Origin of the sequence: Mesorhizobium sp. B2-4-7, assembly GCF_006442685.1 — a bacterium.
In the GTDB taxonomy this organism is placed as follows: Bacteria; Pseudomonadota; Alphaproteobacteria; order Rhizobiales; family Rhizobiaceae; genus Mesorhizobium.
Genome location: NZ_VFVH01000001.1, coordinates 24,412 through 37,799, shown reverse-complemented (window position 1 = coordinate 37,799; position 13,388 = coordinate 24,412). Strand labels below are relative to the sequence as shown.

The window sequence follows — 13,388 nt, the reverse complement described above, 5'->3', positions numbered from 1 at the left end:
AATTCCCTGATATCGAAAACTATATGCCGTTGCCTTGGTTCACCGCGGCACCGTTGTGGCTGCCGTTGTTCAGCTCTTCGAGCCGTGCTTTCCGCTCGGCCAGCAGGCCGAGATACTGCATGGCGATCATCGAGCCGGCAATCGCCGTTATATCGGCGTGATCGTAGGCCGGCGCAACCTCCACGACATCGGCCCCGACAATATCGATCTGGTTGAGCTGGCGCAGCGTCGACAGGATCTTTGCAGAGGACGGCCCGCCGGCGACCGGCGTGCCGGTGCCGGGTGCATAGGCGGGATCAAGGCAGTCGATATCAAAGGTGAGATAGGTCTTCTTGCCGCCCGTCCTGTCGACGATGGCGTAGGCGATGTCGGATGCACGCATCTCCTCGATCTCGTGACCGTAGAGGATCTTGATGCCGAACGTGTCGGGCGCGTGGGTGCGGATGCCGATCTGGATCGAGCGGTCGGGATCGATAATGCCTTCCTTGACCGCGCGGCCGACGAAGGATCCGTGGTCGATGCGTTTGCCGTCATCCTCCCAGGTATCCTGGTGCGCATCGAACTGCACCAGAGCGAGCGGGCCATGGATTGCGGCATGTGCCTTGAGCAGGGGCCAGGTGACGAAATGGTCGCCGCCCAGCGACAGCAGGAAAGCACCTGTCTTCAGGATCTTGGCCGCCTCGCGTTCGATCGTCCCCGGCGTCTTCTGGTGGTTGCCGGTATCAAGCAGACAATCGCCATAGTCGACCACCGCGAGGTGCTCGAACAGATCGCGCGAAAAGGGATATTGCGGATCGTTGTCGAGGATTGCCGAGGCGCGGCGGATCGCCTGCGGCCCGAAACGCGCGCCGGGCCGATTGGTGACGGCGGCATCAAAAGGGATGCCCCAAACCACAGCGTCCGCGCCCTTCACATCCTTCGTGTATTTGCGTCGCATGAACGACAGCGCGCCGGCATAGGTCGGCTCCAGCGAAGCGCCCGTCTTCGAGCGGGCTGTGAAGGCATGGTCGATGTTCTTGTTCGCCATTACGGATCCTTGGTTTTCATCGGGGTGCAACAACTACAGAACCGGCACGCAACATGCCAGTCACAGCTTGGGGAAACGAAACGGCGCGGGCGCGGTGCCGCCGCGAGACAGGATTGTATCATCATGACGCAGACCGCGTTTCTTGATTCTCCCCATGGCGCGGCGTCGATCCAGTCCGGCACGGTGGCGGGTGAGCGGTTCCTGGTTCTCGATTCGTGGCGCGGCATCTGCGCCCTGCTGGTGGCGCTGTTCCACTTCCCGACCGCTTCGACGATCTCGCAAAGCGCCTTTGTCGGTTCGTCCTATCTGTTTGTCGACTTCTTCTTCGTTCTCTCCGGTTTCGTCATCGCCAGCTCCTATGGCTGGCGGCTGAACCAGCCGCGGGAGGTCGCACGCTTTGCGCTGGTGCGCTTCGGCCGCATCTATCCGCTGCACTTTCTCATGCTCGCCGCTTTTGCCGGATTCGAGCTGCTGCGGCTGATGCTGCCGCAGGTGCATGGCGCCGGTGCCGCTCCCTTCACCGGCGGCTTCAGCCTCGAGAGCCTGCTTAGCAATCTGCTGCTGCTCCAGGGGGTCGGCTTCGATGACCAATTGACTTGGAATGCGCCAAGCTGGAGCATTTCGGCGGAGTTCTTCGCCTACCTGTTGTTCGCGGGAGTGGTCTTCACCGCCGGGGCACGCGCCTGGGTGTGGTTCGTCGCCGCCGCCATCACCGCGCCTCTGTTTCTGCTTGGCTTCTCGACCCACCATATGGATGTGTCCTTCGATTTCGGCTTCATACGCTGCCTGTACGGCTTCTCGCTCGGCGCCTTGCTTGCCTCGTTCCAGCATGATTCCATTGCAGGCGCGCGACAGGCGCTTGCCCGGACCGGCCCGTTGCTGAGCTGGACCCTTGCCGAAATCGTCATGGCGGCTGTCATTGTGCTTTTCGTCGCACTGGCGGGCGACAATGATGCCGGGATCGCAGCACCGCTGGTGTTTGCACTGGCATTGTTTCTCTTTGCTCATGAGGGGGGCTGGATCAGTGTCTTTCTGAGAACCCCACTCATTCTGACGCTCGGCGCGCTGTCCTACTCGATCTACATGGTCCACATCTTCGTCCAGGCGCGCATGATCAATGTCGCCGGCCTGGTCGAGCGCAAGCTCGGCCTCGGTCTTGTCGGCGACATCGTCTTGCGCGGAGAGCCGGCGACCGGCTTCGGCGCCGGCTGGGCGGGGGACGTTGCGATCCTCGTCATGCTCCTTGCCACGATAGGTGTCTCCTGGATTACCTGGCGTTTCGTCGAGATGCCTGCGATGGCCTGGTTCCGCCGACTGTCGAAACGCATCTGAGGCGACATATCGCTGGCAACCGCTAGCCGGCTTCGTTCACCTAGACGTCACGGGCATCGCCTATTCCCGGTTCGATCCGGAATGGAGCGATTCTCGATGCGGACCTTCTGGCCGAGCCTTCTGTTTTCCGTCACGCTGGCGGCTTCCGCCAGCCAGTCAATGGCGGGCGAAACCCGTGCGAGGCAGATCCTCGACCGCTTCGAACATGCCAATCAGTGGCGCGACCACGTCATGGTGGTCGCGCATCGCGCCGGCAGCATGCAGGCCGGCAAGACGCTCTATGCGGAAAATTCGCTCGCCGCCGTCGAAGGCTCGATCGCGATCGGCGCCGAGATCGTCGAGGTCGACATCCGGCGCTCGAAGGACGGCGAGTTTGTAGTCATGCATGACAGCTGGCTTGATCGCACCACGACCTGCAAGGGTGAGGTGGTTAAGTACACGCTGGCCGAACTGAAGAGTTGCCGGCTGGTGATCGAAGGCACGGGCGCCGTAACCGACGAGACAGTCTCGACGCTGCGCGAGATGCTGCTGGCGACCCGGGACCAGATCCTCATCAATCTCGACAACAAGCTCGAGGTTGGGGACCTGTCGGGTATGGTCGCGGTGGCGCGAGATCTCGGCATGGCCGACCAGGTCATCGTCAAGGAAAACCTGTGGAACCAGACCAGGATCGCTACGGTGAAGGCTGCCATGGAAGCGGTCGGCGGCGGCTTCCAGTTCATGCCGATCATCGCCGACGACGCAGTGCATGACGCCGGTTTCGCCGCGACGGTCGACCATGCTTTTGCGCCGCGCGCGATCGAGCTGATCAACTGGCGCGCCGGCGCGGAGACGTTGACCGAGACTGGCGGGCCGCTGTTCAGCACGCGCATGCGCGCGGCCGCGGTGAGGGGCGACTGGCACATCTGGGCCGACACCTACGCCATCGTCAACAAGCCGGGCGGCTTCCTTGCCGGCGGCCGGGGCGATGAACTGGCGGTTCAGGCCAGCCTGCCGCGTGAAGCCTGGGGCTTCTGGGCCGATCGTGGCGCCACCATCATCCAGACCGATGAGCCAAAGGCGGCGATAGGCTGGCTGGCGGCAAATGGGTTTCGCGTGCCCTATGCGGAGACGGGCGAACGCGTCGAACCTGCCGCGACCGCCAGCATCAATTGATTTGCCGCGGCTGAAGTTCCGGCCTTGTTGTCGCAGGCCGGCGCCTGCTGACGCAACGGTGTCAGGGGAAACCCGTTATCCATGGGCATGCCCGATACCATCGTTCTCAAGCGCCCTGCCGCCTATGCCGCCACCGTTGCTGCGACCAGCCTCGGCTTCGTCGTCGTGCAGCTTGATGTCTCCATCGTCAACATCGCGCTGAACAGGATCGGTACTGGGCTGTCGATGGGGGTCGGCGGCCTGCAATGGGTCGTCGACGCCTACACGCTTGCCTTCGCCTCGCTGCTGCTCGCCGGCGGCGCCCTCGGCGACAGGGTCGGCGCTCGCCGCGTTTTCGTTGGCGGCATGGCGCTGTTCAGCATTGCTTCGCTGGCTTGCGGCCTGGCTCAGAGTGCCTGGTTGCTGATTGCGGCGCGCGCTGCACAAGGCGCGGGTGCCGCCTTGCTGATACCGTGTTCGCTGGCACTCCTCAATCGCGCCTACGCGTCCGACAAGGCGCGCCGGGCACGCGCCGTTGGGCTGTGGACGGCGGCGGGCGGCATCGCGCTGTCGGCAGGGCCGGTGCTCGGCGGCTTCATGGTCGCGTCGCTTGGCTGGGCCAGCATCTTTCTGGTCAACCTGCCCATTGGCGCTCTCGCCATCTGGATGGCTTATCGGTTTCTGCAGGAAACGCCGCTCAAGGCCGAGCGGCCGCCGATCGACTGGGTGGGGCAGGGACTTGTCGTGCTGGCGCTGTTTTCGCTGACCGGCGCCTTTATCGAAACCGGTTCGTCGGGCTGGACCTCGATGCCGGTCATCGGCGGACTGGTATTGGCGGTGGTGGCCGCAAGCCTGTTCCTGCTGGTCGAGAGCCGGACGAGGGCGCCGATGTTTCCGCTCGGTCTTTTTGCCAGCCGCGTGCCGGCTGTGACGAGCCTTGTCGGACTGGCCGTCAACCTGACGCTCTATGGCACGATCTTCATGCTCAGCCTGTATTTCCAGCAGGAAAGGCATTTTTCTCCCGAAATGACAGGGCTGGCCTTCCTGCCGTTCATGGCGGCAGTCACCCTGTCGAACATTGCCGCCGGGCGCATTGCCGCAAATCATGGCCCACGATCGCCCATGGCGATTGGCCTGTTCGTCGGGGCAGCCGGTTTCGGACTGATGGCGCTGATCCAGGCCGATACGTCCTACCTGTCGCTGCTGTGGCGCCTGCTGTTCCTGCCGGTCGGCATTGGTCTTGCCGTACCGGCCATGACCACCGCGCTGTTGTCTTCCGTGCCGGCGGAGATGTCGGGAACGGCATCGGGCGTACTCAACACCGTGCGCCAGTCGGGTGGCGCGATCGGGGTGGCGCTGTTCGGGTCCGCCTTGGCGCTGGGCACGATCGATGGCATGCAATTGGCATTCCTGGCCTCGGCGCTCGCGGTGGCCGGCTCGGCACTTTGCGCGTTCCTGTTCATCCGCGACGCCGACCATTCCGCTCAATAGTGATGCGCAACGCAAAAAGGCCGCCCGGAGGCGGCCTTTCGGTTGTGAAGCTGCGATGCGCTTAGCGCTTCGAGAACTGGAACGAACGACGGGCCTTCGCCTTGCCGTACTTCTTGCGCTCGACGACGCGGCTGTCGCGGGTCAGGAAGCCGCCCTTTTTGAGCACGGCACGCAGCGCCGGCTCGTAATAGGTCAGCGCCTTGGAGATGCCGTGACGCACAGCGCCGGCCTGGCCCGAAAGGCCGCCGCCGATGACGGTGGCGACGATGTCGTACTGGCCCGAGCGGTTGGCGGCGATGATCGGCTGGTTGAGGATCATCTGCAGGACCGGACGCGCGAAATAGGTCGCGAATTCCTTGTCGTTGACGACGATCTTGCCCGAACCTGGCTTCACCCAAACACGCGCGATGGCGTTCTTGCGCTTGCCGGTGGCATAGGCGCGGCCCGACTTGTCGAGCTTCTGGACATGGACGGGTGCCGCGGCCTGCGTATTGGTGTTGCCGGTGGCGGCGCCCAGTTCTGCGAGCGAGGAAAGCTCAGCCATCTTATGCGACCTTCTTGTTCTTGGAATTCAGCTTGGCCACGTCGAGGACTTCTGGCTGCTGGGCGACATGCGGATGCTCGGCGCCTGCATAGACGCGCAGGTTCTTCATCTGGCGACGGCCGAGCGGGCCACGCGGAACCATGCGCTCAACGGCCTTCTCGACGACACGCTCGGGGAAACGGCCTTCGAGCAGTTGGCGCGCGGTGCGCTCCTTGATGCCGCCGGGGTGCCCGGTGTGCCAGTAATAGACCTTGTCGGTGAACTTCTTGCCGGTGAACACCACCTTGTCGGCATTGATGACGATGACATTGTCGCCGTCGTCGACATGCGGGGTGAAGGTCGGCTTGTGCTTGCCGCGAAGATGATTGGCGATAACGGTGGCGAGCCGGCCGACGACGAGACCTTCGGCGTCGATCAGGATCCACTTTTTCACCACATCCGCAGGCTTCTGCGAAAAGGTTGTCATGTTTTCTGCTTTCGGTTCGGACCTTCCCCAATCCACAAACGATAAGGAAGGCGTTTCTTGTTGCTTGGATTGGCGAAAAGCGCTTGCCCGCCGCCAATAACAAAACGGCGGCCTTTGCGGGCCGCTGCTTCGTGAGGGCTTATAGGGGAGGAGGGTAGCCCTCGTCAAGCATCATCGGGAGTCAACGAAAACGAAAAACCGTTAAATTTCAAGTGCTAAACTATGTGGTATTATTTTACAACACGGCCTACCGCCAAAACGGCTGGTATTTCGCTCACCGCCGGCCACTCGTCACTGCAAGCAGGAGTCTGATGCCGACGGCGACCATAATGGCTCCGGCCAGCCTTCCCTGCCACACGACGAAGCTGCTTCGGCGCGACAGCCAGCCGCCGACCGCGCCGGAGGTCAGCGCGACAGCGCCGAGGACAACCATTCCCATCATCTTCATAGTCGTGCCGAGAATGACGAACTGCAACGCCGCTGGACCGGCCCAAGGGTGAACGAATTGCGGCAGCATCGCTAACATGAAGGCAAGCGTCGTCGGATTGGTGAGATTGCAGATCATGCCTTGCCGGAAAGCGGCAGCAGTGCCACCGGTGTTGGCAAAGGCAGAGGTACGACTTTCATCCTGCCGGCGCGCCAACAGGAATTTGACCCCGATGGCGATCAGATAGATGGCGCCGACGATTTGGAGAAAGCTGTAAAGAGGCGGCGAGGATGTGATCAGCGTGGCAAGTCCCATCGCAAGTAATGGAATTTGTACGACGCCGGCCGATACGCAGCCTGTCGCGGCCGCCAGCGCGTGGCGCCAGCCCTGTCCGACGCCGCGACTGATCACAAGCATCATATCGGGCCCGACGCCGGAAAGCTGGTAGGCAAGCACGGCGCCGAGAAAGGCAAGGTATGTGGTCAGATCGGGCATGCCGCAAAACGGACGTGTCGATCGGGAGTTCCGGCCAGGATGCCGGATCGGCCTTCTCCGTGTCAGCGTTTCGGCGGGATCGAATAGGTTCCGGTGGCGTGCGCCACTGTCTGCCCCTCCGGGCCGGCGACGATGTCGATGTCGAAGACCATCAGGTTCTTTCCGAGCTTCAGAATGCGGCAATGGCCATCGATCGGTCCTGCCTCGGCCTTGCGGACGAAATTGATGTTCAGATTGGTGGTGACCGAGAGCGCATCGGGCCCGGCATGGCTGAGCACGCAGACATAGCCGCCAATGTCGGCCAGCGTGAACAAGGCAGGGCCGGACACCGTACCGCCGGGACGCAAATGCCGTTCGCCGGCATTGAGCCGCACGGTGCAGCCGCCGGGAAACACGTCGGTTGCCTCAAAGGCCGCGCCCTTTTCGTTGAGCTGCGGAAACACGGTCTCCATCAGCGCATTGACCTGGGCTGCTGTCAGCACCGGCTCGAGCTTGGTCTGGGCGGGCATCTCGGTCCTCATTCTGCGCCAAGCCTGTATGGGCGAAGCGGCGCGTTTCTGGCAACACCTTCATCCTACTGGCGCAAGCGATACGGTGTTGATGAAACCCCAGCCGATATTAGATACCTTGCCAGCGGAACGGAATCGCGGAGACCTTAGCCATGGCCGAAATCCTTGCCATCAAGCCTGTCGCAGTTGAAGGGCCGGTTGCGGCTAGGCGCGACGAGGGCGTGCTGCGCCTGACGCTTGCCAATCCCCCCGCGAACGCGCTTTCCCTGGCGGCGATGACGGCGCTGACGGAGGAACTGGACCGTGCCAGGGCCGACAAGGCCGTTCGCGTCATAGTGCTGTCGGCGGCCGGGAAGGTATTCTGCGCCGGCCACGATCTCAAGGAGATGACAGCGCGCCGCGCCGACGCCGATCGCGGCAAGGCCTTCTTCGAAGAGACGTTTGCCGCCTGCGCCACGCTGATGCAGGCGATCGTGCGCCACCCCAAGCCGGTGATCGCCGAGGTCGATGGCCTGGCCACCGCCGCCGGCCTGCAGCTTGTCGCCAGTTGTGACCTCGCCATCGCCTCGCATGAGGCGACGTTCTGCACGCCGGGCGTCAATATCGGCCTGTTCTGCTCGACGCCGATGGTGGCGCTGTCTCGCAACGTCTCGCGCAAGCACGCCATGGAAATGCTCCTGACCGGCGAAACCATCGATGCCGCGACCGCCAAGGAGTTCGGCTTGGTCAACCGCGTCGTGCCGCGCGAGTACCTGAATCAGATTGTCAACAAATACGCGCAAACCATTGCTTCAAAATCATCTTCGGTGGTGAAGACCGGCAAGGAAGCGTTTTATGCGCAGGCCGAGATGGGGCTGGCGGATGCCTATGGCTATACCGGCCGGGTCATGGTCGAGAACATGCTGGCGCGTGACGCCCAGGAGGGCATCGGCGCCTTCATCGGCAAACGCAAGCCGGAATGGACCGACGAATAAGGACGAAAGTCATGGAGCCGCGCATCTCCATCATCACCATCGCCACCGACGATCTCGATCGTGCGGTGCGCTTCTACGAGACGATGGGCCTGAAGCGCCATGCGGGCATCACCGATGGCGTCGCCTTCTTCCAGATGGGTGGTGTTATACTCGGCCTGTTCCCGCGCGCCAGCGCCGAGGAGGATTCCGGCATCACCTTCGCCAAGGCGCCTTCCGCCGTCTATCTCGCCTACAACACCCGCTCCGATGCCGAAGTCGACGCGGTGCTTGCGATGGCTGAAGAGGCCGGCGGCCGCATCGTCAAGCCGGCAGGCCGTGCCTTCTGGGGCGGCTGGTACGGCTATTTCGCCGATGCCGACGGACATGTCTGGGAAGTGGCGCACAACCCGGCCTTTCCGATCGCGGAAGACGGTACGATCTCGCTGCCCGATTGATGGCTCACCGCAGGCAGTTGACGCGGCTCAAGGCGCCCTATCTCAAGCGCATTCTGCTCGATTCCGAGCGGGTGACCGATTGGGAAAAATACCCGTGGAACCTGCCGCTGTTTCGCGGTCACGCCTTCGAACTCGAATTCACCACACCAATTACCATCATCGTCGGTGAGAACGGCACCGGCAAATCGACATTGCTCGAGGCGATCGGCGCGCTCGCCGGTTACGACGAAGCCGGAGGCGGCAAGGGCTACCGGCCTGTCGACCATTCCGGCGCCATCGACAGGAGTGGTGCCGCGCTGGCAGATACCTTCCGTGGCCATTGGTTGCCAAAAGTCACCGCCGGCTGGTTCTTTCGCGCCGAATCCTTCTACTCGGTGGCTCGCTATCTTGACCAGGTGGCCCTGGAAGATCCGTTCAAGCCACCTCCGCCCGACTTTCTGTCCTGGTCGCATGGCGAAGGGTTCATCCGCTTCTTCGAGGAACGTTGCCGCAGGCAAGGCATCTACATCCTCGACGAGCCCGAAAGTGCGCTGTCTCCATCGCGCCAGATCGAACTTCTCAAGATGCTGCGGCGCATGGATCGGTCGGGCACTGCGCAAGTGATCATGGCGACGCATTCGCCGCTGCTGATGGCCTGTCCAGGCGCGCGGCTGTTCCGCATCAGCCGGTTCGGGCTAGATTCGACCGATTTTCGTGATACGGACCACTTCCGCATGATGCGCGATTTCAGCAGTGATCCTGATGGCTTTCTCGCCGAGGCGTTGTATGAGGACGAGCCATGAATCACGATAGCTATGACAACGCCTACATCGCCGGCATCCTCAATTCGGTGAAGACCATCGCCATGGTCGGCGCGTCCGCCAACGACGTTCGTCCAAGCTATTTCGTGTTGAAATACCTGCTGGCCAAGGGGTTTGAGGTGTTCCCCATCAATCCGGGTCATGCTGGCAAGGAGATACTCGGCCGTACGGTCTATGGCAGCCTTGCCGAGATTGCCCAGCCCATCGACATGGTCGACATCTTTCGCGCCTCGGCGGCGGTGGCCGGCGTTGTCGACCAGGTGCTGAAGCTCGATCCCCTGCCGAAAGTGATCTGGATGCAACTCGGCGTGCGCCACGACGAAGCCGCCGCACGCGCCGAAGCCGCCGGCGTTAAGGTGGTGATGAACCGCTGCCCCAAGATCGAATATGGCAAGCTGTCCGGCGAGATCGGCTGGACCGGGGTCAATTCCGGTGTGCTGTCGTCGAAGAAGCCGCTGATGCGGTCGGGATTCCAGAGTTTCGGCGTGCGGCAAAAATAGACAAGGGGAAGGCGCAAAATCATTCCGGCAGGAGCCGTATTTTCCTGCTGCCTGGTCGAAGATGACACGCCGAAGGGTATTTTCTTCTTTGCATTCGTGGTTGAGCTTGGCCAAGAATGGCCGGCGAATTTCAGAAGTTTTTTCGAGGGAGGTTTCAGTGACCCGCACGCCCGGTTTCAACACGCTCGCCGTCCATGCCGGCGCCAAGCCCGATCCGGCCACCGGCGCACGCGCCACGCCGATCTACCAGACGACCTCCTTTGTTTTCGACGACGCCGATCATGCCGCCTCGCTGTTCGGGCTGAAGGCCTTCGGCAACATCTACACCCGCATCATGAACCCGACGCAGGCGGTGCTCGAAGAACGCATAGCGGCGCTCGAGGGCGGCACGGCCGCCCTGGCGGTCGCGTCCGGCCACGCCGCCCAGGTAATCGTGTTCCACAATCTGTTGCAGCCGGGCGACAATTTCGTCGCCGCCAACAAGCTCTATGGCGGTTCGATCAACCAGTTCGGCCATGCCTTCAAGAACTTTGGCTGGGAGGTGCGCTGGGCCGAAGCGAACGATCCGTCAACCTTCGAGAGCCAGATCGATGACAAGACCAAGGCGATCTTCATCGAGAGTCTGGCCAATCCCGGCGGCACCTTCGTCGACATAGAGAAGATCGGCGACATCGCGCGTAAGCATGGCCTGCCGCTGATCGTCGACAACACCCTGGCCTCGCCCTACCTGATCCGGCCGATCGAGCACGGCGCCGACATTGTAGTCCATTCGCTGACCAAGTTCATTGGCGGTCACGGCAACTCGATCGGCGGCGCCATCGTCGATGGCGGCACGTTCGACTGGTCGAAATCAGGGAAGTACCCGATGCTGTCGGAACCGCGCCCCGAACATGGCGGCCTGGTGCTGCACGAAACCTTCGGCAATTTCGCCTTCGCCATCGCCGCGCGCGTGCTTGGCCTGCGCGATCTCGGCCCGGCGATTTCGCCGTTCAACGCCTTTCTCATTTTGACAGGCCTCGAAACCTTGCCGCTGCGCATGCAGCGCCATTGCGACAATGCGATCACCGTCGCGGGCTGGCTGTCCAACCATCCCAAGGTGGCCTGGGTCAACTATCCCGGCCTTCCCAGCGACAAGAACAACGCCCTGCAAAAGAAATACTCGCCGCAAGGCGCCGGCGCGGTCTTCACCTTCGGCCTCAAGGGCGGTTACGAGGCCGGCGTCAAATTCGTCGAAGCGTTGGAGTTGTTCTCGCACTTGGCCAATGTCGGCGACACCAAGTCCTTGGTCATCCATCCGGCGTCGACCACGCACCGACAGCTGTCCGACGAGCAGAAGGTCAAGGCGGGTGCGGGACCGGACACGGTGCGGCTGTCCATCGGCATCGAGGACGTCACCGACATCGTCGCCGATCTCGAACAGGCACTCGCCAAAGTTTGATCTAGCCTCCCCCTCGTAGGAGGGTCGGCGCAAAACGCCGGGGTAAGGCGAGCCGGCCCGAGGCCGGTTCTCATGGAGGCAAATCCTGTCCGAGCATTACCTGACGATATCGACGGATTCTGTCGACGCCGAAGAAGGCGCGCCGGCGCCCGATCGCCTGATCTCAGGCGATCCGAAATTCCGCACCTGGAACGTCGAGGAGCGCGAAGGCGGTCTTTATGCCGGTATCTGGGAATCGACTCCGGGCAAGTGGCGCATCGTCTACGACGAATGGGAATTCTGTCACATCCTTTCCGGCGTTTCGGTGATCGAAGAGGAGGGTGGCGAAGCGCGCACCGTCAGGGCCGGCGACAGCTTCGTGCTGCGACCTGGCTTCAAGGGAAGCTGGGAAGTGCTTGAAACCACCCGCAAGGAGTATGTGATCAGGCTGTGAGCTGCGCGCAGCTCACAGCTCAGGCCTGCGCTCCTTCAGAAGCCGACGGTGAGCGCTTCCAGCCCATGGAAATGATACGTGTCACGGAAGCTTGGGCTTTGGGCAAGACGGAGCTTTGGGTGCCGCTCGAACAAGGTTTTCAGCGACACCTGCAATTCGAGCCTGGCCAGGGGCGCGCCGATGCAGAAATGGATGCCGGCGCCGAACGACACGTTCTTCTGGTCGGCACGATCCGGCCGGAAGGCCCGCGGCTCGGCAAAGGCATGAGGGTCATGGTTGGCCATGCCAAGCAGCAGACCGATCGTCTGGCCGGGCTGCACGACGATCCCGGGAGCGATTTCGATCTCCTGGTAGGCGTAGCGGGTGAACATGTGCAACGGCGCGTCGAAGCGCAGGCATTCCTCGACAGCGGCCGCCGTTGCCTCGGCTGAGGTGAAGAAACGGCGCGGGTCGCCGCCTTGCGCCAAGATCGAGCGCACCGCATTGCCGGTCTGGTGCACGGTCGCTTCGTGGCCGGCATTGAGCAGCAGGATCGCCGAGGACACCATTTCGTCTTCCGACAATTTTTGGCCGCCCTCCTGCGCCGAGATCAGCAGCGACAGCAGGTCGTCGCCGGGATTTTTGCGCCGTTCGGCGATGGTGCCGCGCAGGAAATCGGCAAAATCCTGCGCCGCGCGATTGGCCGTCTCCTCGATCTCGCGAGTGCGGCCATGCACGTACATGGCGACCATTCGATGTGACCAGTCGAGCAGTTGCGGTCCCATTTCGACCGGCACGCCGAGCATCTCGGCGATGATGGTGATGGGCAGGGGAGAAGCGAAGGCGGGCAGCAGGTCGACTTGCTTGCCCGGCTCGAAACGATCGATCAGTTCGTTGGCGAGTGCCTCCACGCGCGGCCGCAGCCGCTCGACCTGGCGCGACACGAAGGCGCGGTTGACCAGTGTTCGAAGCCGCGTGTGTACCGGCGGCTCCAGTTCCAGCATGGAATTGGCTTCGATGCCGTCGAATGCCTTGAGATGTGTTCTATCCCGGCCGATGCCACAACTGTCGGGAATGCCCGCCGGGTTATGGCGGCCGAAGCGGCGGTCGCGCAACAGCTTGTTGACGTCGTCGAAGCCGCCAAAGCACCAGAACCCGAATTCTTCCCAGAAAAAGACGTTCGATGCATCGTGCAGGAACGCATAGGCCACGTACGGATCCTGGAAGAAAGCCCACTCGTGCGGGTCAAGTCTCAGGTGACGGGTCGCTGGATCAAAGGCGAGGTAGGATGGCGTCGATTTGGTCATGCCAGACCAATAGCGCGGCTTGCCAGCCTGGTTCCAGACCGTATGTTGGCGCCCGCAATCCAATGCGTTGAGCCAGCCGCAACGGCTGCGGAAAGTCT

15 protein-coding genes are annotated in these 13,388 nt (G+C 62.5%); 9 read left to right on the top strand and 6 right to left on the bottom strand.

The window, feature by feature from the left end:
* Positions 1–19: 19 nt before the first annotated feature.
* Positions 20–1,027, bottom strand: a complete 1,008-nt coding sequence (speB, locus tag FJ946_RS00195; RefSeq protein ID WP_140565231.1) for an agmatinase — start codon at positions 1,025–1,027, stop codon at positions 20–22.
* A gap of 123 nt (positions 1,028–1,150) precedes the next feature.
* Between speB and FJ946_RS00190 the strand changes: the two genes are divergently transcribed.
* The 3 genes from FJ946_RS00190 to FJ946_RS00180 all read left to right on the top strand — a co-directional run bounded on the left by FJ946_RS00190 (position 1,151) and on the right by FJ946_RS00180 (position 4,984).
* On the top strand, positions 1,151–2,359 hold the full coding sequence (locus FJ946_RS00190; protein WP_140493964.1) for an acyltransferase: 1,209 nt from the start codon (positions 1,151–1,153) through the stop codon (positions 2,357–2,359).
* A 96-nt stretch (positions 2,360–2,455) separates the two neighbouring features.
* The gene (locus FJ946_RS00185; RefSeq protein ID WP_140515740.1) at positions 2,456–3,514 is read left to right on the top strand and encodes a glycerophosphodiester phosphodiesterase family protein; all 1,059 of its coding nucleotides are present in this window, start codon (positions 2,456–2,458) and stop codon (positions 3,512–3,514) included.
* A gap of 81 nt (positions 3,515–3,595) precedes the next feature.
* Positions 3,596–4,984 carry an MFS transporter gene (locus tag FJ946_RS00180; RefSeq protein ID WP_246673006.1) on the top strand — a complete coding sequence of 463 codons (1,389 nt, stop codon included), beginning with the start codon at positions 3,596–3,598 and terminating at the stop codon, positions 4,982–4,984.
* A gap of 61 nt (positions 4,985–5,045) precedes the next feature.
* On the opposite strand, the gene rpsI is transcribed toward FJ946_RS00180, so the two are convergent.
* From rpsI to FJ946_RS00160, 4 genes are all read right to left on the bottom strand, one after another.
* Positions 5,046–5,528, bottom strand: coding sequence for a 30S ribosomal protein S9 (gene rpsI, locus FJ946_RS00175; protein WP_140493960.1), 483 nt, complete (start codon positions 5,526–5,528; stop codon positions 5,046–5,048).
* A 1-nt stretch (position 5,529) separates the two neighbouring features.
* Positions 5,530–5,994 carry a 50S ribosomal protein L13 gene (gene rplM, locus FJ946_RS00170; RefSeq protein WP_010915638.1) on the bottom strand — a complete coding sequence of 155 codons (465 nt, stop codon included), beginning with the start codon at positions 5,992–5,994 and terminating at the stop codon, positions 5,530–5,532.
* A gap of 274 nt (positions 5,995–6,268) precedes the next feature.
* Positions 6,269–6,916, bottom strand: a complete 648-nt coding sequence (locus FJ946_RS00165) for a LysE family translocator (protein WP_140565234.1) — start codon at positions 6,914–6,916, stop codon at positions 6,269–6,271.
* 62 nt (positions 6,917–6,978) lie between these two features.
* Complete coding sequence (locus FJ946_RS00160) at positions 6,979–7,425, bottom strand: PaaI family thioesterase (protein ID WP_140493956.1); 447 nt, start codon at positions 7,423–7,425, stop codon at positions 6,979–6,981.
* A gap of 152 nt (positions 7,426–7,577) precedes the next feature.
* Here FJ946_RS00160 and FJ946_RS00155 point away from each other — a divergent pair, with 152 nt between their 5' ends.
* The 6 genes from FJ946_RS00155 (at position 7,578) to FJ946_RS00130 (ending at position 12,004) form a co-directional block, all read left to right on the top strand.
* A complete protein-coding gene (locus FJ946_RS00155; protein WP_140565238.1) occupies positions 7,578–8,399 on the top strand; it encodes an enoyl-CoA hydratase in 822 nt (273 codons plus the stop codon).
* A gap of 11 nt (positions 8,400–8,410) precedes the next feature.
* Positions 8,411–8,833: a VOC family protein gene (locus tag FJ946_RS00150; RefSeq protein ID WP_140565242.1), complete on the top strand. Its 423-nt coding sequence runs from the start codon at positions 8,411–8,413 to the stop codon at positions 8,831–8,833.
* Complete coding sequence (locus tag FJ946_RS00145) at positions 8,833–9,615, top strand: AAA family ATPase (protein ID WP_140521833.1); 783 nt, start codon at positions 8,833–8,835, stop codon at positions 9,613–9,615. The genes FJ946_RS00150 and FJ946_RS00145 overlap by 1 nt, the downstream gene beginning before the upstream one ends.
* Complete coding sequence (locus tag FJ946_RS00140; protein WP_140521835.1) at positions 9,612–10,133, top strand: CoA-binding protein; 522 nt, start codon at positions 9,612–9,614, stop codon at positions 10,131–10,133. Before FJ946_RS00145 ends, FJ946_RS00140 begins: the two co-directional genes overlap by 4 nt.
* 157 nt (positions 10,134–10,290) lie before the next feature.
* Positions 10,291–11,571: an O-acetylhomoserine aminocarboxypropyltransferase gene (locus FJ946_RS00135; protein WP_140732013.1), complete on the top strand. Its 1,281-nt coding sequence runs from the start codon at positions 10,291–10,293 to the stop codon at positions 11,569–11,571.
* Positions 11,572–11,653: 82 nt separating this feature from the next.
* Positions 11,654–12,004 carry a cupin domain-containing protein gene (locus FJ946_RS00130; protein WP_181165167.1) on the top strand — a complete coding sequence of 117 codons (351 nt, stop codon included), beginning with the start codon at positions 11,654–11,656 and terminating at the stop codon, positions 12,002–12,004.
* Between the two features lie 35 nt (positions 12,005–12,039).
* On the opposite strand, the gene FJ946_RS00125 is transcribed toward FJ946_RS00130, so the two are convergent.
* The gene (locus tag FJ946_RS00125) at positions 12,040–13,290 is read right to left on the bottom strand and encodes a cytochrome P450 (RefSeq protein ID WP_140565246.1); all 1,251 of its coding nucleotides are present in this window, start codon (positions 13,288–13,290) and stop codon (positions 12,040–12,042) included.
* Positions 13,291–13,388: the final 98 nt, after the last annotated feature.

What these genes read in the sequence shown, in the direction of transcription:
- rpsI (WP_140493960.1), bottom strand. Translation starts at nt 5,528, where the DNA reads ATGGCTGAGCTTTCCTCGCTCGCAGAACTGGGCGCCGCCACCGGCAAC.
- speB (WP_140565231.1), bottom strand. Translation starts at nt 1,027, where the DNA reads ATGGCGAACAAGAACATCGACCATGCCTTCACAGCCCGCTCGAAGACG.
- FJ946_RS00140 (WP_140521835.1), top strand. Translation starts at nt 9,612, where the DNA reads ATGAATCACGATAGCTATGACAACGCCTACATCGCCGGCATCCTCAAT.
- FJ946_RS00125 (WP_140565246.1), bottom strand. Translation starts at nt 13,290, where the DNA reads ATGACCAAATCGACGCCATCCTACCTCGCCTTTGATCCAGCGACCCGT.
- FJ946_RS00185 (WP_140515740.1), top strand. Translation starts at nt 2,456, where the DNA reads ATGCGGACCTTCTGGCCGAGCCTTCTGTTTTCCGTCACGCTGGCGGCT.
- FJ946_RS00190 (WP_140493964.1), top strand. Translation starts at nt 1,151, where the DNA reads ATGACGCAGACCGCGTTTCTTGATTCTCCCCATGGCGCGGCGTCGATC.
- FJ946_RS00155 (WP_140565238.1), top strand. Translation starts at nt 7,578, where the DNA reads ATGGCCGAAATCCTTGCCATCAAGCCTGTCGCAGTTGAAGGGCCGGTT.
- FJ946_RS00150 (WP_140565242.1), top strand. Translation starts at nt 8,411, where the DNA reads ATGGAGCCGCGCATCTCCATCATCACCATCGCCACCGACGATCTCGAT.
- FJ946_RS00160 (WP_140493956.1), bottom strand. Translation starts at nt 7,425, where the DNA reads ATGCCCGCCCAGACCAAGCTCGAGCCGGTGCTGACAGCAGCCCAGGTC.
- FJ946_RS00180 (WP_246673006.1), top strand. Translation starts at nt 3,596, where the DNA reads ATGGGCATGCCCGATACCATCGTTCTCAAGCGCCCTGCCGCCTATGCC.
- FJ946_RS00165 (WP_140565234.1), bottom strand. Translation starts at nt 6,916, where the DNA reads ATGCCCGATCTGACCACATACCTTGCCTTTCTCGGCGCCGTGCTTGCC.
- rplM (WP_010915638.1), bottom strand. Translation starts at nt 5,994, where the DNA reads ATGACAACCTTTTCGCAGAAGCCTGCGGATGTGGTGAAAAAGTGGATC.
- FJ946_RS00145 (WP_140521833.1), top strand. Translation starts at nt 8,833, where the DNA reads ATGGCTCACCGCAGGCAGTTGACGCGGCTCAAGGCGCCCTATCTCAAG.